Below are 25,816 nucleotides of genomic sequence, written 5' to 3'. Positions count from 1 at the left end.
TGATTGGCCTTCTTCCCACTTATTTTCGGTGAAAGTGGGGCGCCTCGTTATGATAAAAAAGCAAGAAACCGGCATACCGTTTCTTGCTTTTTTGCTCACATTAAAGAATGAAGATGGTCAAAAAACGCCGGATACGAAACGGCGACCGCTTCCGGGCGTTTTAAATGGACGGCTCCTTTCGTAATGCAGGCGGCAATCGCCAACATCATGCCGATGCGATGATCGCCATGACTGTCGACAACAGCTTCCTCTGTTTGTAAAGCTGATTTGCCATGAATGATCATGCCGTCTTCCGTCGCCTCAATCTCGGCACCGAGCTTTCTTAATTCAGTCACGACCGTATCAATTCGGTTCGTTTCCTTCACTTTTAGTTCGCTTGCATCTTTAATAACCGTCGTTCCTTCCGCCTGGGTGGCAAGGAGGGCAATGATCGGGATCTCATCGATTAACCGTGGAATTAATTCGCCGCTAATTTCCGTTGCCGCTAACCGCGAAGTGCGGACGGTAATATCGCCAAACGGCTCGGTTTGTTCATTGCGAACGTTCGCAATCGTTATATCGGCACCCATTTTTTGCAGTACATCGATAATTCCGGTTCTTGTCGGATTTAATCCGACGTTTTTTAACGTAATTTCGCTGTTTGGGACAACAGCGCCCGCTACTAAGAAAAAGGCAGCTGAAGAAATATCTCCAGGAACGTATATACTGGTCCCTGCCAGCTGCTGCGGCCCTGTAACCGACACCGTAAGGCCGTCCACCGCCACATTGCCGCCAAACAGCCGAATCATGCGCTCCGTATGATCGCGGGAACGATTTGGCTCTGTTACTGCTGTCGTGCCAGCCGTTGCTAAGCCCGCCAATAAAATGGCCGATTTTACTTGCGCGCTCGCAACAGGAGATTCATAATGAATCGGCTGAAGTTCACCGCCGCGGATCGATATCGGGGTATAGTTTCCATGTTCGCGCCCGTCAATGCGCGCCCCCATCATTTTCAGCGGCTTCGTCACTCTTCCCATCGGCCGTTTGGCGATCGATTCATCGCCGATGAGGCAGGCGTGAAACGGACATCCGGCTAGAATGCCAAGCAATAGCCGCGCCGTTGTTCCCGAATTGCCAACATGTAAAATGTCAGACGGCTCCTGTAGTCCGTTCTGCCCTTTTCCCTCGACAACGACATGGCTTCCATCCTGCTTGATCACTACCCCCATTTTCCGGAAACAATCAATCGTGCTTAAACAATCTTCCCCCGGCAAAAAATTTTCGATCGTCGTCGTACCGTGCGCTATCGCTCCCAACATCACCGCACGGTGGGAAATCGATTTGTCTCCGGGTACATGGATGATTCCTTGCAATGATGAAATATTGGTTCGTAACTGCACGGCGTCCCCTGGTTACTAAAATCTATAAAAATCGACTCATCGCGACGGAACCAGGTAACATCGCTTACCGCTCGGATTCTCACCGAGTTCCATCAGGAAGGGAATCCCCTTGTCATTCACCTGCTGTGAAAGACACCCCGTGGCTCGCTGTCAGCGACGGCACCTGCCGTGCACCATTCCTTCCGTCGGTCAGTACACGACAATGATTTTAGCAACCAGGTCTACACCTCCTTTAGTTGAATTTGATATTGGTTCAGCCAACAACATTTGTGCAAGATATTCCATAACGACCATTCATGCTCTTGTTTGAAGTTCTCGATTTTACGTAACATCATGCTGAGATATTGTCGTTGTTTTGTTCCGCTTTTCGATTGCTTGTAGGATTCTTCCATCGACCCTAACACCGCAATCAAATGGCGTTTCACTTTCGTTTTTATGATGTGAATGAGTTCTTTTGGCAATCGTTCCTGATATCCTAATCCACGTCTGCCAATCACCAAAGCGGCGCTTTCATGAACGGATAGCCCATACTTTTTCCTATACTTGAAACGTCCAATGACGCTGGTGTACGCCGGATTCACTTTTTTGATGCGAAACCCAAGCCGCATCCCCCGACGAATGATAGTGTCAGTCAGTTTTTTCTTTTTGAAGTTGTGGGTGAAACGGTTAAATCTTTTGTCCGTATCATGTTGTTGTCTTAGTTGGATGTTTTCGATGACCACTGCCCCAACATTCTCTTGAAGCAGCCAGTCATACACATCTCTTACTGTTTCACCAACGATGTTGTTTCGTTTATTCGCCCGCACATATTCGAGTTCATGACAGTAAAACACTTTCGATTGGATGAAGTTTCCTTGTTTCGAAACGATGCTTACGGCGATGCGGTCAATGTTGATGTCAATTCCCGCTATTCGTTCCGCTTGAATCGGTTCATCATAGGCAAGTTCCCTGCCATACACTTCTTCCTCATAAATGAGATGGACATAATATTCCCCGTTTTTGCGTTGGATTTCAACGGTATATGGTCGATATTCGATAATGGGATTTCCTTTTGCATTCACTCCGACTTGTTCTCCCATGACGAGATCGATGATTTCCTCTTCATATTCTTCAGGAACCAACACAGGCAACCTCAAACGAGGAGCGTGTTTCCCTTTTTGTTGTTCCAGCGGGTTGGCGATTTCTACATACCATTGATTCGTGTTGTCGTCATACACTAGGCGAATATTTAAATTCCCTTTTTTGCTTTTATCGCCTCTGGCGTACAACTGATTCGAGCGCAAATCTTTCCATTCTTCGTTCGTGATGTTTCCTTTCAAGCGCTTATAAAAGTTCTCTCTTCCGCCAAAAATCACACGTGGAATCGTCCCTTGGTCGAGATGTTGCTTTAGCTCGGCTTCTTTCGCTTTGAGCTTTTCTAACCGTTGGTGCAATCCACCAAGACATGTTGGAAAATCGACATTCTTCGGTGTTTTTCTTCCATGTTGGTAGTCATCGATTTTCTGTTCGGTTTTTTCGATTTTTGCCTGCACATCCTCTAAGCGCATTGGAAGTAACTCACGTTGAGAAGAAATCAGCGATTGAGCAAGCAAGACCGCGTCTTCGGCAAACCGTTTGTTGAGCTGAAATTGGTGCGGAAGGTGCTTGATGATGTCTTTTGCGTTCCTTCCCTCGAGCAAACGGTTGAACGCGTATCGCTTCGCGGAACCAAAGACGCGCATCAACTCATCCAATGAACAAAGTTGTGATGCATCATGAGAAATGATTTTCATCCCCCGAACCGTTTTCATCCCCTTGCCTTCCCCCTTGTTTGGATCCTTAAGAACATATATTCGCCAAATCTTCTTCATTTCCTTTTTACATGAGGAAGGAGGAGATGATTTTTAATCATCAGACAGGTGGCGATGGAAAAGATGGAGAACATCCACCTCTTCACGTTCAATAACAGGGGATATTTACATGATTTCATACATTTTTATAGAGTTTCTCAAACTGCTTATACCTCCATTTTATACTTCATACGTTTCATAATTCGTATGTTCTTGAATGCACGCTTTCGCCTTCGCTCGATCTTCTTCGCTTTGAAAGCTAAGCCGCAATACCCCGTATATTTCTTCCCTTGTTTCAATAATGCGGATATTGGTGATGCTGATGTTCTCTTTGGCTAGATAGCCAGTGACTTCGGAAATAACTCCAGGGTAATCGGGTACATCAACATATAAATCGTAAAACGATGGAATCGCCCCTTTTGTCCGCGCCGGCAGACCGTCGCGAAATTGTTTTGCCTCTAGGAAATAATGATAAATCGCTGCGCTGTTTTCCTCTTCCACGATGGAACGGAGCTTTTTCATCTCCGTGATCCAGCGGTCAAACAACGTTAAAAGCTCGTCCTTATTATGTATAAAAATATCGCGCCACATTTCCGGGTTGCTCGAGGCGATGCGCGTAATATCGCGAAAGCCTCCCGCGGCAAGGCGGCTGACAAGCGGATTTTCTTTTTCATACTGTTGGGCTTGGTGAACCAGACTTGCGGCGATAATATGCGGAAAGTGGCTGATCACCCCGGTAATACGGTCGTGTTCCTCCGGAGACAGCACGACAAACTGCGCTTTCGTTCCTTTCAGCCATTCTTTGAGGCGCTCGATTTTCTCCGCTGCCACTCCGTTTGTCGGCGTCAATACGTAAAAAGCGTTCTCAAACAAATGCGCCCGCGCTGCAGCAACGCCGCTTTTATGCGAGCCCGCCATCGGGTGGCCGCCGATAAACGTGATTCCTTGCTTTCCCAACCGCTGCGCATGGTGGACAATCCGCTGTTTCGTGCTTCCTACATCGGTGACAATCACGTTCTCTTTTAGTAGATGGACGGGCATTTGCGCTAAAATTTTTTCCGTCTGCATGACAGGCGTCGCTAAAATAATCAAGTCCGCATTCTCCATTCCCCGCTCCAGTGACGAAGCGGCTTCATCAATCACTTTTAAGGAACGGGCAAGTTTCAGCTCCTGTTCGTTGACGTCATATCCGATAATGACAGCGTCCGGGTGTACTTTTTTCACCGCCAGCGCGATGGACCCGCCAATTAAACCAAGACCAACGACAAAGACGTTTCCTTCCAATCGCTTCACCTTCTTCATCTGAACTTCCACACGACTAAAGTCGGTGGGTTCTGGCGTACGAAAGAGTTTTTCCTACATCTGTGTGCAAGCACTTACTCTTGTTCCGCCAAACTTTCATCGACAAACACCTCAACGGACCGGTGTTTAGCGCCCTGCCGGCTCGGTTCAAAACTCTTTTCCACTTCATCCCAGCGCCTTAAGTCACGGGCTTTTGTGGTATATGCATTTGTAAAAATGCGCCCGCTGCCTGGGGAAGCAACGGGACGGTTCATCCGCTATACAAGTTGTTTTTCCCGGATCATTTGCGCCAACGCGCTAATTACCCGTTCGTTCTGCTCTTTCGAACCAACGGTAATACGCACGGACGTCGGAAAGCCGAGCGCATTGCCGGAGCGGACGATAATGCCGCGCTCAAGCAAATATTGAAAGACTTCATTTCCTTCGATCGCAAAATCAATCAAGATAAAATTCGTCTGCGAAGGATAGTAGCGCAAGCCGTTTTCCTCACAAAAACGGTAAAACATCTCAAGCCCTTCTCTGTTTTTGTCCGAACAGGCGCGGATAAACGCTTGGTCATCTAGTGCTGCGATCGCCGCTGCTTGTGCGACGCTGGATGTATTAAATGGCTCGCGCGCCGGCTCCATCCCTTGAATAAGCGCTTCACTGGCAATGCCATATCCGACCCGGAGCGCCGCTAGCCCATATGCTTTGGAAAACGTCCGCAAAATCATCATATTATCATATTGCGCAAGAAGCGGAACGGTTTGCGGATAATCGTCCGCCCTCACGTATTCATAATATGCCTCGTCCAGCACCACGAGGACATGTTTAGGAACGCGCTCCAAAAACGATCGCAGCTCCTGTTCCGTGACATACGTTCCAGTTGGGTTATTCGGGTTGCAAATCCAAACGACACGCGTATTTTCATCAATGGCCGCAAACATCGCCTCCAAATCATGGCGTCCGTTAACAAGCGGGATTTCGCGAATTTCCGCTCCTTCGATGACCGCATTATGACGATATTGCGGAAATGTCGGCGCAGCCATGACCGTGTTCGTGCCGGCCGATAAAAACGCACGCGAAATAATTTGTATGACTTCATCCGACCCGTTGCCAAAAATAAGCTGCGTTTCTTTTACACCTAAATGTGCCGCCACTTTTTCCCGCAACAGGCGCGCATATCCATCTGGATAAACGGCAAGACGGTCTAATTCGCGGATGATCGCCTCTTTTACAGCAGGTGAACATCCGTATGGATTTTCGTTGGATGCTAGTTTAATAATATCGGAAAGTCCGTACTGCCGCTTCACTTCTTCAATCGATTTCCCCGGCTGATAAGGGGACAACCCCCTTAACTGTGCTTTGATTTCCATAACGACACTCCTTATTTCGAGCTTTCATAGCGATGAACACGCATGCTTCAGCGGCGCTACAAGCGAACGGGCGTAACGTTGAAACTCAGCAAGCGCCTCTTCTTTGTTTGCTGGTGTTTGCAACTGTTCATTCAGCTGCTCTATTTTTTGCACGAGCGCACTGCCAATTACTACACCGTCGCAATAGTCTTTTAACATCTTCACTTGTTCGCTAGTGGAGATGCCAAATCCGACAACGACAGGGACGCGGCTATGCTGCTTTACTTCCGTTAAAAAGTCGTTTAATGTTTCCGGCAACGTGTCGCGCACCCCGGTTACCCCAAGCGATGAAACGCAGTATAAAAACCCTTGCGCATGGGAAGCGATGGTTTTAATCCGCTTTTTCGATGTCGGCGCCACTAGCGAAATAAGCGGGATGCCTGTTTTTTCGCCAAGCCGGCGGATCGGGCCGCTTTCTTCAAACGGAAGATCTGGAATTAACACCCCATCCACTCCGTTTTGTTGCGCTAAAGTAAAAAAGGATTCTTCTCCTAATTGTAACACAGGATTGTAATACGTAAAGATAATAATCGGAATTTTTACGCCTTTTTTTCGCATTTCCGGAACTAATTCGACCGCTTTTTGCAGCGTCATCTGTCCGCGCAGCGCCCGCGCGGCTGCCCGCTGAATAATCGGGCCATCCGCAAGCGGATCGGAATACGGCACGCCGAGCTCTAACATATCGGCGCCTGCTTCTTGAAGCGCAAACGCTAGTTCCACCGTAATATCTGGGGTTGGATCCCCGGCGACAATAAACGGAATAAACATCGGTTTAGTTACGGTACACAGCGGCAACGTCGCCATCCTCCTTTACGTTGATATAGCGCATCATCGTTTGCACGTCCTTATCCCCGCGGCCCGACAGGCAGACGAGCACTGTCTGGCTTTTGTCCATCGTTTTCGCCAGCTCCACTGCTTTGGCCAATGCGTGTGCCGACTCGATCGCCGGAATAATTCCCTCTTCCCGCGATAACAATTGAAACGCGGCGATCGCTTCCTCGTCGGTCACACTTTCGTAGCGAACGCGGCCGATGCTCGCCAAATATGCATGTTCCGGGCCGACGCCTGGATAATCGAGACCGGCGGAAACGGAATACGGTTCGATAATTTGCCCATATTCATCTTGCAGCAAGTATGTTAAAGAGCCGTGGATAACGCCTTTCGTGCCTTTGGTGATGGTCGCGGCGTGATACGGGGTATCGACTCCTTTCCCCGCCGCTTCTACGCCGACAAGCTTGACGTCATCCTCCAAAAACGGATAAAACATGCCAATCGCATTGCTTCCGCCGCCCACACATGCGACAATGACGTCCGGCAGCTTTCCTTCGCGTTCAAGAATCTGCTGCTTCGCTTCATCTCCGATGATGCGCTGAAATTCACGCACCATTTTTGGATACGGATGCGGCCCAACGACAGAGCCGATCATATAAAAATGATCGTCGCAATGCTGCACCCAATAGCGAATCGCTTCGTTCGTCGCATCTTTTAGAGTCCGGTTGCCGCTGTATACCGGAACAACCTCAGCGCCCAGCAATTTCATGCGAAAGACGTTTAATTCCTGCCGCTTCATATCTTCCTCTCCCATAAAGACGATGCAATCCATGCCGAAATGCGCCGCTACGGTGGCAGCGGCGACTCCGTGCTGCCCTGCACCCGTTTCGGCAATAATTTTTTTCTTGCCCATCCGCTTCGCCAAAAGCGCCTGTCCAATGGCATTATTAATTTTATGAGCGCCGGTATGGTTTAAATCTTCGCGCTTTAAATAAATTTTAGCACCGTTTAACAGTTTCGTTAAATTCGGCGCAAACGTAAGCGGAGTCGGGCGCCCGGAATATTGCTGCAAAATGCGGATATACTCCGCTTTAAACGTCTCATCAGCCAGCGCCTTCGTTAGTTCTTCTTCTATTTCCTCAAGCGGAAGCATTAACGTTTCCGGCACAAATCTTCCGCCGAAATCTCCAAATCTGCCATTCTCGTTTGGAACGTTATACATAGTTCGCCACCTTCTTTTCGATTTCTCTCATTTTTTCCACGCTTTTTTCGCCGTTTTCTTCAATCCCGCTGCTAATGTCAATGCCGTACGGCCGATAGGCTAAAAGCCGCTCAACATTTTTCGGCGTAATCCCCCGGCAATAAAGCAGGGGACAGCTTGTCGGGCCGCTTCTTCTAAATAAAGCGGAACATTGCTCCAGTCAAAGGCAACTCCCGTTCCTCCCCACGCCCCGCTTACACGGCTATCAACGACATAGCCGTCGGCGACGCCAGCATATTGTTGCATCTTGCTAACGGCATCATCATCATGATGAATCGCCTTCCAAACAACAAGTCCTGTCGCTTCTTTGATCGCTGCGACATGCGCCGCCGTTTCATGACCGTGGCATTGAATGACTGAAAGCGGCAGCTGCGATGCAACGTTGACAACCAGCTCCGTCGGCGCATTGACAAACACGCCGACAAGCTGCTTATTGCCAAGCTCGATCGTTTGCAGCCATTGCTTCACTGCTTCCACTTCTACTTTCCGCTTGCTTTCGGCAAAAATCAGTCCAATGTAATCCGCTTTACTTTGCAGCGATTTTTGCAAATCAGACGCGGAACGGTTGCCGCAATATTTAAGACGGACGGGCAAGCGAATCAACCTCCCCAAACAATTCATACACCGCCGCCTGCACATCGGCTTTGCGCATCAGCGCTTCGCCGACAAGCATGGCATTGGCCCCGTACGTTTGCACTTTCTTGACATCGTCGAAAGTGGCGATGCCGCTTTCACTGACGATGATGCTCGAATCCGGAATGAACGGAGCCACTTTTTCGGTTGTTTCCAAAGCTGTCACAAACGTATGCAAATCACGGTTATTAATCCCAATTATTTCTGGAGTAAACAAGTCCAAAATTCGCTCCAGCGTTTCGCGCGCATGCACCTCGACTAAACATTCCAGCCCTTTGTCATACGCCTCTTGATACAGTTCGTACAACAATTTTGGCGGCAGCGCTTCGCCGATTAATAAAATCGCATCGGCGCCGATGCGCACGCTCTCCTCGATCTGCAAGCGGTCAATAATAAAATCTTTGCGCAAAACCGGAACGCCTACCGCCTCCTTCACCTCGCGCAAATAACGGCGATGTCCCTGGAAATAACGTTCATCCGTCAATACGCTGATCGCATCGGCACCTGCTTTTTCATACGCTTTAGCAATACCGACTGGATGGAAATCGGGGCGGATGACCCCCTTGGACGGAGAAGCCTTTTTCACCTCAGCGATTAAGCCAAGCGAGCGGTTAGGCTGCTCGAGCGCCGCCCGCAGCGAACGCTGCGTTCTCGCTGACAGCGGCTCCGGCAAGGTGAGTGTTTTCATTTCTTCGCGTTTCGTAGCAATAATTTGTTCAAGCATATTGTTCCACCTCTTTCAGGCGCAAGCGCTCGAATTGTTCATACGCTTTCTTTGTCATCAGCGCTTCTTTCGCCATTTCCACCCCTTCGTGAATCGTGTCCGCTTCCCCCGCCGCATATAAGGCGATGCCAGCATTTAAAACGACAATATTGGTCGCACTTTCATTAGCCTTTCCTTCCATAACCGCTTTTAACAGCTCGGCGCTTTGCTGCACAGTGTTCACTTGAATATGTTCCAATTTTCCGCGCGCAAGCCCGTATTGTTCCGGCGTGATGACAAAGCGGCAGATTTCTCCGTGTTTCAGTTCGACCACATCCGTTTCTGCGGCGATGCTGCATTCATCAAGCCCATCTTTCCCCGTTACGAACAAAACATGTTCAGAACCAAGGCGGCGCAGTGTTTCCGCAAGTTTTTCCGCATACTGTGTCGAATAAACCCCGATGACTTGCCGCTTGCAGCGCGCTGGATTGGCAAGCGGCCCAATGAGATTAAATACGGTGCGAAAGCCGATCTCTTTCCGCGGCAGTGCGGCATGTTTCATTGCCGAATGATACAGCGGCGCAAATAAAAACGCTAACCCTTTCGTTTTTAACGCTCGTTTCGCTTCCTCTGGAGTGGTTTGAATGCCAATGCGAAGCGCTTCTAACACGTCCGCGCTTCCGCTTTTGGAGGAAACGGCGCGATTGCCGTGCTTCGCCACTTTGACGCCGAGCGAAGAAACGACGATCGCTGCTGCTGTTGAAATGTTGAACGTCGATGCCCCGTCTCCTCCCGTTCCGCACGTATCGATGACTTCTTCTTCATAATCGAGGGTCATCATGCGGCTGCGCATCGCTCTCACGAATCCCGTCAATTCATCGACCGTTTCCCCGCGCAAGCGCAAAATCGATAGAAAGCTAGCAATTTGGCTCGCTGTCGCTGCCCCGGACATCATCGCCATCATCGCTTCATACGCTTCTTCCTCCGTCAGCACATATCCGTCAATACATTTATGAAGAAGTTGTTTCAACATATAGGTTCTCCCCTCTCATAAATAATTGTTCCGCACGCTCAATCGCCTTCATTAAAGCGCTCGCCTTATTGCGTGTTTCCTTCCATTCGAGTTCAGGAACCGAATCGGCGACAATCCCCGCGCCGGCCTGCACATACGCGCAACCGTCTTTGACGATCGCCGTGCGAATCGCAATGCATGAATCAATATTGCCGTCAAAGCCGATGTAGGCAATCGTGCCGGCGTACAAATTGCGCGCCGTCGGTTCTAGCTCCTGTAAAATTTGCATCGCTCTCACCTTTGGCGCGCCGCTTACCGTCCCGGCCGGAAACGCGGCAAGCAAGGCGTCAATCGGATGCACCTCTTCCTTTAATTCGCCTGTTACTTTCGAAATTAAATGCATGACATGCGAAAACTTGCCGATTTCCATTAATACAGGCGTCCGAACCGTTCCATATTTGGCCACTTTTCCGATATCGTTGCGGGCTAAATCGACGAGCATATAATGTTCGGCTCGTTCTTTTGGGTCATGGCAAAGCTCCTCGGCAAGCCGCTCATCCTCTTCTGGCGACCGTCCCCGTCTTCTCGTTCCGGCGATCGGATGAATTTCCATATGGCGGTTATACACCTGAATGAGCTTTTCCGGAGAGCTGCCGACAATCTCAAAATTGTCAAGGCAAAAATAAAACATATACGGCGATGGATTAATGTGGCGCAGCATCCGGTATACTTGAAATCCGCTGACGCGAACCGGGACAGCAAACCGCTGCGATAAAACCGCTTGAAACACGTCCCCGCTGGCAATATACCGTTTAATCGTCTCTACATCTTGTAAAAATCTTGCCTTGTCATAATTGGAGATAACCCCTTGAAAGGAAACGCCCGCTTCTTCGTCTGCGCGATCAAGCAATAACAAACGCTCTTCTCTTCCGCTTGCTGCTTTTTTCATTAATGCGGCGATCTGTTTAAGTCCTTGTTCATACTTTTTTTTCTTCGTTTCTTCCGTATCTTGCTCCGTTAAACGGACGTAATGGATGAAGACAAGCTCACGTTTATGATGATCCAATACGATCAAAGATTCGCAAAAAGTAAAATAGCCGATCTTCATGGAAAGGTCCCGGTTCGGATGAATGGGAACTTTTTCGATGGCAGAAATAAAGTCATATCCTAAAAAACCAACCGCGCCGCCGGTAAACGGAATCGCTTCGTTCAGCCGTTTGACGCAAAGCTTCTGCTCAATGAAGCAAAACGCTTCTTTCAGCGAAGAAGTGTTTGCTATTTCTTCACCGCGCTCATCGATGACGGAAAACGTATGGCCATTTTTGCTTTCCAGCGTCAAAAACGGTGACAAGCCGATGAAAGAATAGCGAGCCCACGGCGACTGGTCATCTTTGCTTTCTAGCAAAAACACCGCATCCTCGCGCAAATTTTCAAAGATTTTTAGCGGCTCGAATACATCGGCTAAAAAGCGGCGCACAATCGGAATCGTGCGGAAGTGGCGCGCATCTTCCAAAAATGCGGCAAGCGTGTAGTTGGACATGATTCTCCTCCTCCGTTTATTCGGATGGAGAATGAGGGTTTGTGAGGCGAAATAGGGGAATGAAAAAACCCAAAGACAGAGATGTCTTTGGGTAGACTGTGCATTCATTGAACAAACGCTCACCTCAACTAAACTCGCTCATTCTCATCTACCCTAAACTCTGCTCTCACTCTGCTTATGGATAACTTTGCTTTCTATCATATTACATTTCGTTTTTTTTTGTCAACGATAAATCTGGCCGCAGGACGACTGCATCCCGCAAATAAACATGAGAGATTTCTTCTTGCTTTTTCGTTGTATGAACGGTCATCATCACCCGGATGCAGCGCGGCAGGGAATTTGGCACCGGAATTTCCCTCATACACATGACCGGAACATACGTCCACCCTTCCAAGCGGCGGAGCGCTTGCGCCGGAAAGGTCGCGGTAATATCTTCCGTCACCGAAATAAGCACAAACGATACATCGCTTGCTGCGACGTCGTTGGCCCGAATCATTTCCCTCAGCAACGTTTCCGTGGCGTCGACAATTTCGTTTGCTTCATTGCGCTCTACCGTAATCGCTCCCCGAATGCCGCGAATCATACTCTACCCCCTCCCGTTGGGCAAATTCATGAAGCAAAGTGGATAATGTGTCGTCATCCAGTGTTTCGATGTCTACTTCGCCAATATCTTTTAATAGCACCATGCGCACCGTTCCCGCCTTTGCTTTTTTATCGCCTTTCATTTTTTTGAGAAGGCACTCGAGTTTTAGCGATGCTGGGATGGAAACAGGAAATCCGTATGTACGAAACCAGGCTGAAAACTGATGGTCGGCAAACGAGCGCTTATATACTCTCTCGCTGACAAAAATGGCAAACAGCATCCCAAGCGCTACACCATCGCCATGGGTGATCGCTCCGTAGCCAAGTTCGCTTTCTAACGCGTGCCCAAGCGTATGGCCGAAATTTAAATGGGCGCGGACTCCCGTTTCTTTCTCATCTTCACGCACAACGCTTGCTTTGATTTCAATTCCTTTTTGAATGCAATATTGAAGCCGCTCTCCCGTTAAGTCGGCAAGCGTATGGATTTCCTGACGCAGCCATTCGTAAAAGCGGCAGTCGCGGATCAGCGCATGCTTAATGACTTCGGCAAAACCGGAGCGCAGTTCTTTTTCCGGCAGAGAGCGCAAAAAGGCGATGTCATAAACAACCGCTTCCGGCTGGTGAAACGCCCCAATCATGTTTTTTCCGAGCGGATGGTTGATCGCCACTTTGCCGCCGACGGCGCTGTCATGCGCAAGCAACGTGGTTGGGATTTGTATATATCGAATGCCGCGCATATAAGTGGCTGCGACAAACCCGGCCAGATCGCCGACCACGCCACCGCCAAAGGCAAGAATAAGGGAATGGCGGTCAAGGCCGCACTCGAGTGCGGCAGTTTGACATGCATAATATTGCTCGAACGATTTTGCCCCTTCCCCGCTCGGAATGACATGCGTGTACACTTCGTAGTCATCGGCCAGCATTGCACGAAGCTCCGCTAAATACAACGGTTCCAGCGTTTGATCGGTGATAATCAGCAGTTTCGTTCCTCTAGGGAAAGATAAAGATCGGAGAATTTCCGGCAGGGAATGGATAATCCCCTCCCCGAGAAAGAGCGGATACTGTTTTGTTTTCGTTTCAATAAGCAGCTGTTTCATCATTAAAACTCCCTCGCATAACGGCGCATTTTTTCAACGTTTTCCTTGATGAGGTCCATGCGATCCTGTCCGAATTGGTCGACGATCGCAGCAGCCACTTCCCAGGCCACCACCGCTTCGGCAACGACGCTGGCCGCCGGCACGGCGCAGCTGTCCGAGCGCTCAATGCTGGCCGCAAACGGCTCCTTCGTTTCAATGTCTACGCTTTGCAAGGGCTTGTACAGCGTCGGAATCGGCTTCATCACTCCGCGCACGACAATCGGCATGCCGGTTGTCATTCCGCCTTCAAAGCCGCCGGCGCGGTTCGTCCGGCGCGTGAACCCTTTTTCTTTGCTCCAAATAATCTCATCATGCACTTCGCTTCCCGGGCGGCGCGCCGCTTCAAAGCCGATGCCAAACTCCACCCCTTTAAAGGCGTTAATGCTGACGACCGCCGCGGCAATTTTAGCATCAAGCTTGCGGTCATAATGAACATGGCTGCCTACCCCTGCCGGCACTCCTTCGACAATCACCTCGACGATGCCGCCGATCGAATCGCCGTTTTTCTTGGCGTTGTCGATCGCTTCCATCATTTTAACGGCTGCTTCTTCATCAAAACAGCGCACCGGTGAGGCCTCTGTCACTTCCTGCAGCTCCTCGAGCGATTGATAATCAAGCCGCTTGGCGCGGACGCCGCCGATTTCCAACACATGTCCGGCCACGCGGATGCCAAGCTCCTCTAAAATCCGCTTCGCCACCGCTCCGGCCGCAACCCGCACCGTTGTCTCGCGCGCTGATGAACGTTCCAACACATTGCGCATATCACGATGCCCGTATTTTAACGCGCCGTTTAAATCGGCATGCCCCGGACGCGGACGCGTCACTTTTCGCTTCACTTCTTCCGCATTATCGATCGGTTCGATAGCCATGATGCTTTGCCAATGTTTCCAGTCGCGGTTTTCGACGACAAGCGTAATCGGCGAACCAAGCGTTTTTCCATGGCGGACGCCGCTTAAAATTTTCACTTCGTCTTTTTCGATTTGCATCCGCCGCCCGCGCCCGTATCCTTTTTGCCGTCTTGCCAGCTCTTTATTAATATGCTCGGCAAGCAGCGTCAATCCCGCTGGCACTCCTTCCAAAATCGCTGTCAGCTGCGGGCCGTGTGATTCTCCTGCTGTTAAATAGCGCATGTTTTTCTCTCCCTTCAACTCTTTAACGCGGTTAAGTAAAAATATATCATAAATTTAAAAAATGAAAATAGTTTTGGATAAAAAAAGAATTCATCTTAGCGATGAACTCTTTGGCGAATGATTCACTTTTTGCGATAAAAAAACGTATCTTCTATTTCGAAACCGTACAAAACCGGATTAAAAATTTGCTCCGTGCTTCCGACAAACAAAATCCCGCCTGGCCGCAGGGCTTCGTTAAATTGATGATAAAGCTTTTGTTTTGCCTCTTCCGTAAAGTAAATAAGCACGTTGCGGCACACAATTAAATCAAAGAAACGCCCAAACGGGTCGGCAAGCAAATTATGTTTTTTAAATTTCACCGCTTTTTTTATCTTTTCGTCTATCTTATAATACATTCCTTCTTTTGTAAAAAACTTTTTTTTCATTTCTTCCGGAATTTCCTGCAAGGAGCGCTCCGTATACAGCCCGATTTGCGCGCGGGCGATCGCGTTTTCATCGATATCGGTAGCGAGAATCGAAATATCAGCCAGCGGCACAAATTTGGATAATATCATGGCTAGCGTATACGGTTCTTCCCCGGTGGAGCAGGCGGCGCTCCATATTTTTAAACGGCGGTTTTGCGCAAGCAGTTTCGGCAGTATTTTCCTTTCTAGCACTTCCCACCGTTTCGCATTTCGATAAAATTCGGATACGTTAATCGTAATCCGGTCCAAAAACTCGTGAAACAGCCCTTCATCCTTTTCCATCGCTGCGAAAAATTGCTGAAAGTTTTTCAGCCCTCTTTTTTCATAAAGCGATGTCAGCCGTCTTTTCATTTGCGCTTCTTTATACAAAGACAAGTCAATGCCCGTTTTCCGCTTGATATTTGCGATAAATTGCTGATAGTCGTTCATCCCTGTTTTTCCTCACTTTTCTCCCTTTTTCCAGCGATAGCTATCTATGCCATAAGTATATCGCAATGCTGATAGGGAAGAAAGAAAAAACCGCAACACAAAAACCGGTCATATCGCTGACCGGCTTTTCAGTATACCCATTGATTGATTAATTTCGAATAATTGACAAGTTCTTCTTCTTTGAAAAAGAGATTGATTTCGCGTTCTGCGCTTTGCGGTGAATCGGAGCCGTGAATCACATTTTTGCCAACTGTTAGTCCGTAGTCGCCGCGAATCGTGCCAGGCGCCGCTTCTTGTGGATTCGTTTTTCCCATCATTTGCCGTGCAGTCGCAATGACATTTTCTCCTTCCCAAACCATGGCAAACACCGGACCGGATGTAATGAAATCGACTAATTCCCCGAAAAACGGGCGTTCTTTATGCTCCGCATAGTGCTGTTCTGCTAATTCGCGCGATACTTGCATTAATTTTGCCCCGACAAGCTGGAAGCCTTTTTTCTCAAAGCGGGAAACGATCTCGCCGATTAAATTGCGCTGAACCCCGTCAGGCTTGACCATGATAAACGTTCTTTCCATCACGTATACTCCACCCCTACTGTAATATGTACTAGGAAACCGGGTTCCCCACCAAAATAGTACCATTGTTTTCAGCCAATAGCAATAATATCCTTGAAAACGCTAAGAATCCCTTTTTCCAATATACTTCGCTATATCATATAATGTCGAACGCGCTTTATTGTTCGGCAGCGTTTCTAATACACGCAGCGCTTTGTGTAAATAGCGGTCGCTCAGCTCATACGATTTTTCAATCGCATCCGTTTGTTTAATTAGCGCAATAATTTCCTTCATTTCTTCCGCCGTTGTTTCCGGGCGCACCACTGTTGTAATTTTAGCTTTGAGCTGCTCATTATTTTCCATGGCAAACAAAACAGGCAGCGTTACATTTCCTTGCAATAAATCGCTCCCTGCCGGTTTGCCGAGCTGCGCTTCCGTCCCGGTAAAATCAAGAATATCATCGGTGATTTGAAACGACATACCAACGTAATATCCAAATAAGTAGAGGCGCTCCGCCACGTCTTTCGGCGCGTCGGCGACAATCGCCCCAAGCTGGCAGCTGGCGGCAATCAACAGCGCGGTTTTTCGTTTAATGCGCCGCAAATAGCAGCGTAAATTTTGCTCAAAGCGATATTTATCTTTAATTTGTTCAATTTCCCCCCGGCATACTTCCACGATCGTATTCGCTAACACTTGATGGGCAAGCGGGTTGTCAAGACGTGTTATCCGTTCGAGGGAACGGGCGAACATATAGTCGCCGGTATACATGGCAAAACGATTGCTCCATTTCGCTTTAATCGTCTGTCTGCCCCGGCGCAGCTCGGCATCGTCAATCACATCATCATGCACAAGGGAAGCCATGTGAATGAGTTCTAACGCCACCGCTACATGCTTAATGCGCTCGATATCATAATCGCCGAATTTGGCGGCAAGCAATACAAAAACGGGACGGATCCGTTTTCCGCCCGCCTGCAATAAATGCAGCGCCGCCTCGCTAAGCTGCGCATAATCGGACTGGATTGTTTCTTCCAACTCTTTTTCCACTTCACGTAAATCCGTATTCAAAAACGAATACATCGCCTTTAGCTTCATGATGTTCACCTTAACTATTATCGTTTATAACCTAAGTGCATCGCCGCAACGCCAAAGGTGTACGGTTTCACTTCGATATCGACAAAACCGGCTTCGCGAAACATTTGCGCCAGCTCATCTCTGCCCGGAAAATCGCGCGCCGATTCTTGAAGCCATGAATATTCTTCATAACTTTTCGCCAATAATTTTCCGAATAAAGGCATAATAAAGCGAAAGTAAAAATAATATAACTGACGAAAACCGATTAACGTCGGCTGAGATGTTTCGAGACAAACAACCATTCCCCCTGGCTTTGCGACGCGGTACATTTCTTTTAGAACCGTCATATAATCAGGCACATTGCGCAATCCAAAACCGATCGTCACATAGTCAAACATGTTATCGGGAAACGGCAAATTCATCGCATTGCCGTGAATAAGCTTGACGTTCGTCAGCTGCCGCTCTTTTATTTTTTGTTCTCCTACTTTTAACATGTTTTGGCTGAAGTCAAGCCCGTATACTTCACCGCTTGGCCCGACCGCTTCGGCGAGCGCAATCGCCCAATCAGCCGTGCCGCAGCAAACATCGAGCGCTTTTTTTCCTTTTTGCACATTCATCCGCTTCATCGTATCTTCCCGCCATTTGAGATGGCGCCGGAAGCTAATGACCGAATTCATGCGGTCATAATGTTGATAAATTTTTTCAAACACATGGTGAACCCGTTCTTCTTTCGATTGATGCATACTTCTACCCTTCTTCCACCGTCTTTTTCGCGATGGTTGAAAAACCGCCAGTTAGCTCAGAAATGCGGATTTGCAACATCTCATTGACTTGTAATTTCGCGTTTAGCACCGCTTCTTTGCAATGATCGATATATCGATTGCAAATATGAAGCAAATATTGCTTCTGCTCTTTCGTTACCGTTTTGGACTTTGGAAAGAGAATATTTCCCATTAGTTCAAACAAAGCGGAAGAACCGGAGCGGACGAACGTTTCCTTTTCCGCGATTAACCTCCTTAGCAGCAAATAATAATAGGAAAACTTCCCCCATACAGGTGTGGAAAAATGGGCGGCCATCTTGCAAATTAATGCGGATTCAATCGTTCCGACGCTGTCAAATAACGTTTCGATCCGCTCGATGTCTTTTTGATACAATCGGACTTTTTGCTCGTTGATGTCGCGAATCGCCTCTGCAAAGAGACGAATGAGCGGTATTTCATTCAACTTCGCTAAATAATCGTAATATAAACCGCTATATAGATCGCCGGCAAGAACAACTAATTGCCGCGTTTTCAAATCATCCTGTTCAGAAACAGAATTCGTTACTTCATCGTGGGTATCAAGGGCGATTTGTACAAGCATCATTGGAATAATATAGTGATCGACTTTTTCTGGATCAATGGATGCATCTTCCAATACGGATAAGGATAACAAAATGCGGTCTTCATCAATTTGTCTCGCTGGTATATGCTCGAACAAATAGGAATGATGGAGAAAACGTTCGATTTGCTCTTTTAATAGCGCAATTTTTTTCATGATGTGTTTCAAAATCATCACCCTTGTCCCCCAAAAATTTGCATACAATATAACGGAGTAATTATACCATAATTTTTTTGCAAACGCTCTAGTTTCGTAGAAAATAGTACAATTACTTTTTCCCTTCCGACTCAATTTCACCGTGTCTTGTTTGAATATACGCCTTTCCTCTCACTTTAATCGCCGATGTATGCTCCGTAAATTGGGCGATTAACACTTCGCCTTTATCAAGCTTTTCCGAATGATGGAAACGTGTATCCGCCCCTCTTGTTAATCCGATGACATTCACTCCGTCCTCTAGCGCTTTAATGACCACATAATCGCTGTTTACGTACATCATTCTCTCCTCCTTTTTTAATGATTTGCATTTTTTATGATTTTATGAGAGACAGCACCTCGGCCCGGGCGTTTTGATCGGTTTCAAACACGCCGCGCACCGCCGTTGTCACTGTTTTCGCTCCCGGTTTTTTTATGCCGCGCATCGTCATGCACATATGTTCCGCCTCGACAACCACCATGACCCCGTGGGGGTCGAGCGCTTCCACAATCGAATCGGCCACTGTCGCGGTAATGCGTTCTTGCAGTTGCGGACGGCGCGCCACCGCCTCGACTGCCCGCGCCAGCTTGCTTAATCCTGTCACTTTCCCTTCACGAGGAATGTAGGCGACATGGGCAACGCCGAAAAACGGGACTAAATGATGTTCACACATCGAATAAAACGGAATATCTTTCACCAGCACAAGCTCTTCATGGTCTTCGCTAAACACTGTTTGAAAATGTTCCTTCGGATCTTCGTGCAATCCCGCAAATACTTCGGCATACATTCTCGCGACCCGCTTCGGCGTGTCGATCAGTCCTTCGCGATTTGGATCTTCGCCAATCGCTTCTAAAATTAACCGAACGGCATATTCGATTTGTTCATAATTCACGTGTGACATAAAAGCAACATCCTCCTGCATCATAAAAGCTGAATGTAATCCGATTCTAGCATAACTAGCAAAAAAAAAGCAAAAAAGAAGGGCAGCGCGTCGCTTACCCTTCCCTTCTAAGCTCCTTTTATGTAAGCTTATTTTACAGCGTCTTTAAGAGCTTTGCCTGGTTTGAATGCAGGAACTTTGCTCGCAGGGATTTCCATTTCCTCGCCTGTTTGCGGGTTACGCCCTTTACGAGCCGCGCGCTCGCGCACCTCAAAGTTCCCGAAGCCGATTAATTGGACCTTATCGCCTTTTCTTAGCGCTTCTGTAATAGATTCAAATACAGCGTCTACCGCTTTCGTTGCATCTTTTTTGGAAAGACCGCTAGTTTCGGCAACTGCGTTAATTAATTCTGTCTTATTCATACCATTCACCTCCTCCCAAGAGGATTATCAAAATTACTTGCTTAATACCATTTCTTCACACTTTCTCGCATTTCTATACGTATAAAATGCGGTGACATGCCTAATATTAACCAATTTATCGCTATAATTCAACATATTTTTCCGCGAATCGATAAAATTTAGGTATATTTCATCAAAAAACCAAACCCCTGCACGATGGAAATCGGCACATTTTATCATACAAAAAGGGTTTTCTGCACCTTTAAGTCGACGCTCATTCCTGTTCCGCTAGACTTTCCCGGCAACCCTTTTGTTCGTGCTTTGCGTCCTGTGGCTCGGTTCCAAAGCGGTTCCGTTTCATCCCGATGACTTCCGGCACAGGCTTTCGTTGCCAATGAATGCAGCTTTTTCTGATAAAAGATTACCATATGCGTTATAGGTTATCAAGACAAAATCCTTGTTTTTAAGGGTTTCTATTCATTTGCACCAGCTGCCAACAAAAAAAGACTCCAAACATGGAGTCCTTCTTTATAAAATAATGGCAATTAACCCGCCGGAGCCTTCGTTAATGATGCGCTCTAGCGTTTCTTTTAGTTTATAACGGGCATTTTCCGGCATCATCGCTAGTTTCGCCTGAATTCCTTCACGGACAATCGAGCTGAGCGAACGTCCAAAAATATCGGAATTCCAAATCGAGAGAGGGTCATCTTCAAAATCTTGCATTAAATAGCGGACGAGTTCTTCGCTTTGTTTTTCCGTGCCGATGATTGGAGCAAACTCCGATTCGACGTCTACTTTAATCATATGAATCGATGGAGCGACCGCTTTTAAACGGACGCCGAAACGGGAGCCCTGGCGGATGATTTCCGGCTCGTCTAAGCTCATATCGGAAAGCGCCGGCGCTGCAATGCCATAGCCGGTTTGCTTCACCATTTTTAATGCATCGGCAATTTGATCATATTCCGCTTTCGCATGGGCAAAGTCCTGCATAAGCTGTAATAAATGATCTTTTCCGCGAATTTCTACGCCGACAATTTCTTTTAAAATTTGATCATACAATTCATCCGGAGCGTATAAATCGATTTCGGCTATTCCTTGCCCCATTTCAATGCCGGCCAGGCTTGCTCTTTCAATAAAATCATATTCGCTAAATTGCTGCACCACTCTGTCGACATCGCGCAGCCGTTTGATGTCTTTTACCGTATCGCGCACGGCTTCTTGATAGCTTTCGCGAAGCCAATGATCTTCGCGGAGCACCATAACCCAGCTCGGTAAGTTCACATTCACTTCTAACACCGGAAATTCATATAATGCTTCACGAAGCACGTTATACACATCGGCTTCTCTCATGCTTTCGACGCTGATGGCTAACACCGGAATATCGTATTTTTCCGCAAGCTCGCGGCGCAGCGCTTCCGTTTCCGGATGGTGCGGACGTACGGTGTTAATAATCATAATAAACGGTTTGCCGACTTCTTTTAATTCGTTAATGACGCGCTCTTCGGCTTCGATATAATGTTGGCGCGGAATCTCGCCGATCGTGCCGTCCGTCGTAATAACCACACCAATCGTTGAATGTTCTTGAATGACTTTTCTGGTGCCGATTTCCGCCGCCTCCTGGAACGGAATCGGTTCCTCGTACCATGGCGTATGAATCATGCGCGGGCCGTTTTCATCTTCATACCCTTTTGCACCAGGGACGGCATAGCCAACGCAGTCAACAAGGCGGATATTTACCTCCAATCCTTCGTCGACTTTTACAGTTACCGCTTGATTTGGCACAAATTTCGGCTCGGTGGTCATAATCGTTTTCCCTGCGGCGCTTTGCGGCAATTCATCTTGCGCACGCGCTTTATCTGCTTCATTTTTAATATTCGGGATGACGACAAGCTCCATAAACCTTTTTATGAAAGTCGATTTGCCGGTTCGGACCGCACCGACTACTCCTAAATAAATATCGCCACCTGTCCGTTCGGCGATATCTTTAAAAATATCGACTTTTTCCAAATGACTCCCCTCCAGTCTTTGGGTCGTTATCATAAACAACCAAATTTTTTGCTAGTATTGTAGGACACTATATGCATATGATGTTGTCCTATTCATTTATGACTAAAAATGTATAAAAAATCCCTTCTCTAGAATGTATTTTCCTAGAGAAGGGTTCATGACTCATTTTGTTAAAAAAATCGGTTCATTTGTTTTCGCATCAATAGTGTATGGAAGGGAGTAGGCGGGCACGAATAACGAATGCTTCACCAAAATGCCGCGAATATCATCGCCCGGACGGTAGTGATGTTTCTCTTTTTTTAATGCGTTATATAAGTCGATGCGATAATCGATATAAATTTCTCCGTTTCCATCGATGACAAACGGCAAATTGTTGCCGGAAAACGGGCTGACCGCATACGGCGGTTCTTTATAACCGAGCTTTTTATAATCCAGGGTAAACACTCCCGGTGCGATCATTTTCTTAAACGGCGGATATCGATGATTGTCTTGGTACATTTGCAAGCGCAGCTTTAAGTCGCGAATCCGTTCAGCCAGACGCAAGTCCAGCAATTTTACAGTTGGGTTCTTTTCCGCATCGACAATGACATATTGGAAAACGCCGCCGCTTTCATAAGCGTTTCCCGGTGGTTCCTGCATATAGCGGGGGATTAGCTTGTTGAAATCAACCGGATATTTCTGATAAATTGGTGTTTTCATGTCGCGCGTTTTAATCGGCAAAAGCCCCCCTGTTGCTTTGCGGTACTGGTTTACTGCTGATTGTACCGCCGCCACTTGATCTTCATACGGAATTTGATTTTGTTTTAGGCGCTCTTTTGGGTATAAACAACCGGAAAGAGATAATATGATCAGACATGAGGCAATACAACGAATGATCCATCTCATTTACAATCCATCCTTTAACTGCGACTGTTATTCTGGTGTAGGGCCGCTAAAGACGACAAAAATAATAATAATTCCCGCTAAAATCATCAAAATATAAGCGATGAATGCCAAAATAAAGCGGATGATCTTGTTTTTTGCTTTATAGCGGCTAATGTAAATAGAAGCGACGGAAATAAACATAAATACCATCGATGTGATGGCAACCCACATTTTCGCTAAAGCTGGCGACATCCGTTTTTCCTCCTTTTTCGACACTTATTATAACAGCAAATGTGTTTCATTGCACCTAAGTCTGTTTTCTCCCCTTTGCAAAAAAAAACTGAAGTAAAGCGGGGCTTTCTTTACTTCAGTTCAACTATAATACCCTTTCCGGAAGCTCAAGTCTATAATTGTTCGTAGTATTGTATGCAGTGCGTGAACAACTTGTATCCTCGAACGCCTATTTTCTCCATTTTTTACCGCTGCGGTTCCGTAAGAATATTCATTAAATCGTCCATTTCTTGCGTTTTCACGCGCGACATTAACGAATCGACCGCATCTTTTGGATCCTTTCCGGCGAACAATACTTCATAAAGCACTTCCGTAATCGGCATTTTTACTCCAAGCTTTTTCGCGAGCTGATAGGCCGCTTTCGTTGTTCTTACCCCTTCGACGACCATTCCCATGCTTTCAAGAACTTCATCAAGCTTTTTTCCTTTTCCTAACATATGACCAGCGCGCCAATTTCGTGAATGAACACTTGTGCATGTTACAATTAAATCACCAACCCCTGTTAAACCAGCAAAGGTCAGCGGATTGGCGCCAAGCGCGCAGCCTAAGCGGGCGATTTCTGCCAGCCCCCTTGTCATAAGCGCCGCTTTTGCATTATCCCCATATCCTAATCCATCCGAAATGCCGGCCGCTAGCGCAATGATATTTTTCAGCGCCCCGCCCAGTTCGACTCCGATTAAATCAGGATTGGTATAAACGCGGAAATATTGATGATTCATAAACAAATCTTGAATGCACTCCGCCGCTTCCATGTTTTTCGCGGAAACGGCCACCGTCGTCGGATGGCGCAAGCTCACTTCCTCGGCATGGCTCGGGCCGGATAAAACGACAACATCTTTTAAAAGCTCGCCCATTTCCTCTTCGACCATTTCGGAAACACGCTTATGTGTATCCGGTTCGATTCCTTTACTGACAGCGACGATCGTAATCGGTTCACGAATACAATCGCGCACTTTCCTCAGCACTTCGCGAATCGCCTTTGTCGGCACAGCCAGCACCACGGTTTGAATACGGTCTAACGCCTGGCAAAGATCCGTATAGCCAACGATTCCTTCCGGCAGTTGAATGCCGGGCAAATATTTTTCGTTCGTTCGTTTTTGATTTATTTCTTCGATTTGTTCTGCACGGTGTCCCCAAAGCCGGACTTGATGCCCATTATCGGCGAGGACCAGCGCAAGCGCTGTCCCCCAGCTTCCCGCTCCTAGCACTGCAATCTTCTCCACCGTTTCTCACTTCCTTTTATCCATGATCTGTCATCTATCGCGCCGCCTCCGCTTTTCTTTATTTCCGCGGTCTGGCGATGATTTTAATCGGCGTCCCTTCAAAACCGAACGCATCGCGGATGCGGTTTTCTAAAAAGCGCTCGTAGGAGAAATGCATCAGCTCCGGGTCGTTGACAAAAACAACAAACGTTGGCGGTTTTACAGCCACTTGCGTCATGTAATAAATTTTTAAGCGCCGCCCATTATGCGTCGGGGTTGGATTCATCGCCACGGCATCCATAATCACTTCGTTCAGCACGTTTGTTTGCACGCGCATCGCATGATTTTCACTCACCATGCGGACAAGCGGCAACAGCTTATGTAACCGCTGCTTTGTTTTTGCCGAAACGAAAAGGATTGGCGCATAGTCCAAAAACGGAAAGTGATCACGAATTTTCCGCTCAAATTCGATCAGCGTTTTGTCATCTTTTTCAATGGCGTCCCATTTATTGACGACAATAATGACACCGCGCCCTGCTTCATGAGCGTATCCCGCAATTTTTTTATCTTGTTCAATAATGCCTTCTTCCGCGTTTAAGACGACAAGAACGACATCCGAACGTTCAATCGCTTTTAGCGCGCGCAGCACACTATATTTTTCGGTACTCTCATAAATTTTTCCTCTTTTTCTCATTCCTGCTGTGTCAATAATAACATATTCTTGTCCTTCCCTTACAAATGATGTATCGACAGCATCACGCGTCGTACCGGCAATATCGCTGACGATGACGCGCTCTTCTCCTAAAATGGCATTAACAAGGGACGATTTGCCAACGTTCGGCCTCCCGATTAAACAAAACTTAATCACGTCTTCTTCATATTCTTCTTGACCTCGTTTCGGAAAATGGCGGACAACTGCATCCAGCAAATCGCCAAGCCCTGTTCCATGTGCGCCGGAAATCGGGTATGGATCGCCAAATCCAAGCGCATAAAAATCATAAATCAAGTCGCGCATTTCCGGATTATCGATTTTATTGACGGCGAGAACGACCGGCTTGTTCGAACGATGCAAAATTTTCGCTACTTCCTCATCGGCAGCCGTTACACCGTCCCGGCCGTTTGTCATAAAAATAATGACGTCCGCTTCATCGATCGCGATTTCTGCCTGTTGGCGAATTTGCACTAGAAGCGGTTCATCGCCAATATCGATTCCGCCTGTATCAATCAAGTAAAATTGATGGTTCAGCCATTCTGCACTGCTGTAAATTCTGTCGCGAGTTACCCCGGGCACATCCTCGACAATGGAAATACGTTCACCGACAATGCGGTTAAAAATCGTTGATTTTCCGACATTCGGACGGCCAACAATAGCCACGACTGGATTGGTCATACTATCACCCTTTCTTTA

General features: G+C 47.4%; 25 protein-coding genes and 1 pseudogene. All 26 read right to left on the bottom strand.

The window, feature by feature from the left end; all coding sequences use genetic code 11:
* Window positions 1–95: 95 nt before the first annotated feature.
* Window positions 96–1,379 carry a 3-phosphoshikimate 1-carboxyvinyltransferase gene (aroA, locus tag BV455_RS15860; protein WP_061579964.1) on the bottom strand — a complete coding sequence of 428 codons (1,284 nt, stop codon included), beginning with the start codon at window positions 1,377–1,379 and terminating at the stop codon, window positions 96–98.
* Between the two features lie 221 nt (window positions 1,380–1,600).
* Window positions 1,601–3,169: an IS200/IS605 family accessory protein TnpB-related protein gene (locus BV455_RS15855; protein WP_218687391.1), complete on the bottom strand. Its 1,569-nt coding sequence runs from the start codon at window positions 3,167–3,169 to the stop codon at window positions 1,601–1,603.
* Window positions 3,170–3,388: 219 nt separating this feature from the next.
* Window positions 3,389–4,492, bottom strand: coding sequence for a prephenate dehydrogenase (locus tag BV455_RS15850; protein ID WP_061579962.1), 1,104 nt, complete (start codon window positions 4,490–4,492; stop codon window positions 3,389–3,391).
* Between the two features lie 275 nt (window positions 4,493–4,767).
* On the bottom strand, window positions 4,768–5,865 hold the full coding sequence (gene hisC, locus BV455_RS15845) for a histidinol-phosphate transaminase (protein WP_061579961.1): 1,098 nt from the start codon (window positions 5,863–5,865) through the stop codon (window positions 4,768–4,770).
* A gap of 24 nt (window positions 5,866–5,889) precedes the next feature.
* A complete protein-coding gene (trpA, locus tag BV455_RS15840) occupies window positions 5,890–6,708 on the bottom strand; it encodes a tryptophan synthase subunit alpha (RefSeq protein WP_033313976.1) in 819 nt (272 codons plus the stop codon).
* Window positions 6,677–7,897 carry a tryptophan synthase subunit beta gene (gene trpB / locus BV455_RS15835; protein ID WP_061579960.1) on the bottom strand — a complete coding sequence of 407 codons (1,221 nt, stop codon included), beginning with the start codon at window positions 7,895–7,897 and terminating at the stop codon, window positions 6,677–6,679. The genes trpA and trpB overlap by 32 nt, the downstream gene beginning before the upstream one ends.
* Window positions 7,890–8,557, bottom strand: a pseudogene (locus BV455_RS15830) (phosphoribosylanthranilate isomerase). The gene trpB and the pseudogene BV455_RS15830 overlap by 8 nt, the downstream one beginning before the upstream one ends.
* Window positions 8,514–9,293, bottom strand: a complete 780-nt coding sequence (gene trpC, locus BV455_RS15825; RefSeq protein WP_218687390.1) for an indole-3-glycerol phosphate synthase TrpC — start codon at window positions 9,291–9,293, stop codon at window positions 8,514–8,516. Before trpC ends, BV455_RS15830 begins: the two are co-directional and overlap by 44 nt.
* Window positions 9,286–10,305, bottom strand: a complete 1,020-nt coding sequence (trpD, locus tag BV455_RS15820; protein ID WP_218687389.1) for an anthranilate phosphoribosyltransferase — start codon at window positions 10,303–10,305, stop codon at window positions 9,286–9,288. The genes trpC and trpD overlap by 8 nt, the downstream gene beginning before the upstream one ends.
* Window positions 10,283–11,824 carry an anthranilate synthase component I gene (gene trpE, locus BV455_RS15815; protein WP_218687388.1) on the bottom strand — a complete coding sequence of 514 codons (1,542 nt, stop codon included), beginning with the start codon at window positions 11,822–11,824 and terminating at the stop codon, window positions 10,283–10,285. Before trpE ends, trpD begins: the two co-directional genes overlap by 23 nt.
* Window positions 11,825–12,026: 202 nt before the next feature.
* Window positions 12,027–12,407, bottom strand: coding sequence for a chorismate mutase (gene aroH / locus BV455_RS15810; protein ID WP_017436789.1), 381 nt, complete (start codon window positions 12,405–12,407; stop codon window positions 12,027–12,029).
* The gene (gene aroB / locus BV455_RS15805) at window positions 12,364–13,503 is read right to left on the bottom strand and encodes a 3-dehydroquinate synthase (RefSeq protein WP_218688055.1); all 1,140 of its coding nucleotides are present in this window, start codon (window positions 13,501–13,503) and stop codon (window positions 12,364–12,366) included. Before aroB ends, aroH begins: the two co-directional genes overlap by 44 nt.
* 2 nt (window positions 13,504–13,505) lie before the next feature.
* The gene (aroC, locus tag BV455_RS15800; RefSeq protein WP_017436787.1) at window positions 13,506–14,672 is read right to left on the bottom strand and encodes a chorismate synthase; all 1,167 of its coding nucleotides are present in this window, start codon (window positions 14,670–14,672) and stop codon (window positions 13,506–13,508) included.
* Window positions 14,673–14,794: 122 nt separating this feature from the next.
* The gene (locus BV455_RS15795) at window positions 14,795–15,565 is read right to left on the bottom strand and encodes a CheR family methyltransferase (RefSeq protein ID WP_017436786.1); all 771 of its coding nucleotides are present in this window, start codon (window positions 15,563–15,565) and stop codon (window positions 14,795–14,797) included.
* Window positions 15,566–15,693: 128 nt separating this feature from the next.
* Window positions 15,694–16,140: a nucleoside-diphosphate kinase gene (gene ndk, locus BV455_RS15790; protein ID WP_017436785.1), complete on the bottom strand. Its 447-nt coding sequence runs from the start codon at window positions 16,138–16,140 to the stop codon at window positions 15,694–15,696.
* 102 nt (window positions 16,141–16,242) lie between these two features.
* Window positions 16,243–17,211 (bottom strand): heptaprenyl diphosphate synthase component II, encoded by a 969-nt coding sequence (hepT, locus tag BV455_RS15785; protein ID WP_017436784.1) that lies wholly within the window; start codon window positions 17,209–17,211, stop codon window positions 16,243–16,245.
* A gap of 17 nt (window positions 17,212–17,228) precedes the next feature.
* Entirely contained in the window at window positions 17,229–17,933 is a 705-nt protein-coding gene (gene menG, locus BV455_RS15780) for a demethylmenaquinone methyltransferase (RefSeq protein WP_017436783.1), read from the bottom strand.
* Between the two features lie 4 nt (window positions 17,934–17,937).
* On the bottom strand, window positions 17,938–18,744 hold the full coding sequence (locus BV455_RS15775) for a heptaprenyl diphosphate synthase component 1 (RefSeq protein WP_017436782.1): 807 nt from the start codon (window positions 18,742–18,744) through the stop codon (window positions 17,938–17,940).
* 94 nt (window positions 18,745–18,838) lie between these two features.
* The gene (gene mtrB, locus BV455_RS15770) at window positions 18,839–19,063 is read right to left on the bottom strand and encodes a trp RNA-binding attenuation protein MtrB (protein WP_017436781.1); all 225 of its coding nucleotides are present in this window, start codon (window positions 19,061–19,063) and stop codon (window positions 18,839–18,841) included.
* A 34-nt stretch (window positions 19,064–19,097) separates the two neighbouring features.
* Window positions 19,098–19,664, bottom strand: a complete 567-nt coding sequence (gene folE, locus BV455_RS15765; protein ID WP_017436780.1) for a GTP cyclohydrolase I FolE — start codon at window positions 19,662–19,664, stop codon at window positions 19,098–19,100.
* A gap of 128 nt (window positions 19,665–19,792) precedes the next feature.
* Window positions 19,793–20,065 (bottom strand): HU family DNA-binding protein, encoded by a 273-nt coding sequence (locus BV455_RS15760; protein ID WP_017436779.1) that lies wholly within the window; start codon window positions 20,063–20,065, stop codon window positions 19,793–19,795.
* Window positions 20,066–20,572: 507 nt separating this feature from the next.
* A complete protein-coding gene (gene spoIVA, locus BV455_RS15755; RefSeq protein WP_017436777.1) occupies window positions 20,573–22,051 on the bottom strand; it encodes a stage IV sporulation protein A in 1,479 nt (492 codons plus the stop codon).
* A 162-nt stretch (window positions 22,052–22,213) separates the two neighbouring features.
* Window positions 22,214–22,936: a hypothetical protein gene (locus tag BV455_RS15750; protein ID WP_061579953.1), complete on the bottom strand. Its 723-nt coding sequence runs from the start codon at window positions 22,934–22,936 to the stop codon at window positions 22,214–22,216.
* A gap of 27 nt (window positions 22,937–22,963) precedes the next feature.
* Window positions 22,964–23,167: a DUF2768 domain-containing protein gene (locus BV455_RS15745; RefSeq protein WP_061579952.1), complete on the bottom strand. Its 204-nt coding sequence runs from the start codon at window positions 23,165–23,167 to the stop codon at window positions 22,964–22,966.
* Between the two features lie 224 nt (window positions 23,168–23,391).
* The gene (locus BV455_RS15740; protein ID WP_017436774.1) at window positions 23,392–24,429 is read right to left on the bottom strand and encodes an NAD(P)H-dependent glycerol-3-phosphate dehydrogenase; all 1,038 of its coding nucleotides are present in this window, start codon (window positions 24,427–24,429) and stop codon (window positions 23,392–23,394) included.
* Window positions 24,430–24,487: 58 nt separating this feature from the next.
* Window positions 24,488–25,798: a ribosome biogenesis GTPase Der gene (gene der / locus BV455_RS15735; protein ID WP_042409804.1), complete on the bottom strand. Its 1,311-nt coding sequence runs from the start codon at window positions 25,796–25,798 to the stop codon at window positions 24,488–24,490.
* Between the last annotated feature and the right edge of the window lie 18 nt (window positions 25,799–25,816).

It is taken from the genome of Parageobacillus caldoxylosilyticus (assembly GCF_019272935.1).
GTDB lineage: Bacteria > Bacillota > Bacilli > Bacillales > Anoxybacillaceae > Saccharococcus > Saccharococcus caldoxylosilyticus.
Note: the sequence above shows the minus strand (reverse complement) of the source record. Positions and strands in the feature narration are given on the sequence as shown.

Bases quoted from the DNA above. Each gene is read 5' to 3' on its own strand.
- BV455_RS15760 (WP_017436779.1), bottom strand. From the start codon at position 20,065: ATGAATAAGACAGAATTAATTAACGCAGTTGCCGAAACTAGCGGTCTT.
- trpC (WP_218687390.1), bottom strand. From the start codon at position 9,293: ATGCTTGAACAAATTATTGCTACGAAACGCGAAGAAATGAAAACACTC.
- aroH (WP_017436789.1), bottom strand. From the start codon at position 12,407: ATGATTCGCGGCATTCGGGGAGCGATTACGGTAGAGCGCAATGAAGCA.
- trpD (WP_218687389.1), bottom strand. From the start codon at position 10,305: ATGTTGAAACAACTTCTTCATAAATGTATTGACGGATATGTGCTGACG.
- menG (WP_017436783.1), bottom strand. From the start codon at position 17,933: ATGCATCAATCGAAAGAAGAACGGGTTCACCATGTGTTTGAAAAAATT.
- trpB (WP_061579960.1), bottom strand. From the start codon at position 7,897: ATGTATAACGTTCCAAACGAGAATGGCAGATTTGGAGATTTCGGCGGA.
- BV455_RS15750 (WP_061579953.1), bottom strand. From the start codon at position 22,936: ATGAGATGGATCATTCGTTGTATTGCCTCATGTCTGATCATATTATCT.
- aroC (WP_017436787.1), bottom strand. From the start codon at position 14,672: ATGCGCTATTTAACAGCAGGAGAATCACACGGCCCGCAGCTGACAGCG.
- der (WP_042409804.1), bottom strand. From the start codon at position 25,798: ATGACCAATCCAGTCGTGGCTATTGTTGGCCGTCCGAATGTCGGAAAA.
- hisC (WP_061579961.1), bottom strand. From the start codon at position 5,865: ATGGAAATCAAAGCACAGTTAAGGGGGTTGTCCCCTTATCAGCCGGGG.
- hepT (WP_017436784.1), bottom strand. From the start codon at position 17,211: ATGAAGCTAAAGGCGATGTATTCGTTTTTGAATACGGATTTACGTGAA.
- trpE (WP_218687388.1), bottom strand. From the start codon at position 11,824: ATGTCCAACTACACGCTTGCCGCATTTTTGGAAGATGCGCGCCACTTC.
- BV455_RS15855 (WP_218687391.1), bottom strand. From the start codon at position 3,169: ATGAAAACGGTTCGGGGGATGAAAATCATTTCTCATGATGCATCACAA.
- trpA (WP_033313976.1), bottom strand. From the start codon at position 6,708: ATGGCGACGTTGCCGCTGTGTACCGTAACTAAACCGATGTTTATTCCG.
- ndk (WP_017436785.1), bottom strand. From the start codon at position 16,140: ATGGAAAGAACGTTTATCATGGTCAAGCCTGACGGGGTTCAGCGCAAT.
- BV455_RS15795 (WP_017436786.1), bottom strand. From the start codon at position 15,565: ATGAACGACTATCAGCAATTTATCGCAAATATCAAGCGGAAAACGGGC.
- BV455_RS15775 (WP_017436782.1), bottom strand. From the start codon at position 18,744: ATGATTTTGAAACACATCATGAAAAAAATTGCGCTATTAAAAGAGCAA.
- folE (WP_017436780.1), bottom strand. From the start codon at position 19,664: ATGTCACACGTGAATTATGAACAAATCGAATATGCCGTTCGGTTAATT.
- aroB (WP_218688055.1), bottom strand. From the start codon at position 13,503: ATGAAACAGCTGCTTATTGAAACGAAAACAAAACAGTATCCGCTCTTT.
- mtrB (WP_017436781.1), bottom strand. From the start codon at position 19,063: ATGTACGTAAACAGCGATTATGTGGTCATTAAAGCGCTAGAGGACGGA.
- BV455_RS15745 (WP_061579952.1), bottom strand. From the start codon at position 23,167: ATGTCGCCAGCTTTAGCGAAAATGTGGGTTGCCATCACATCGATGGTA.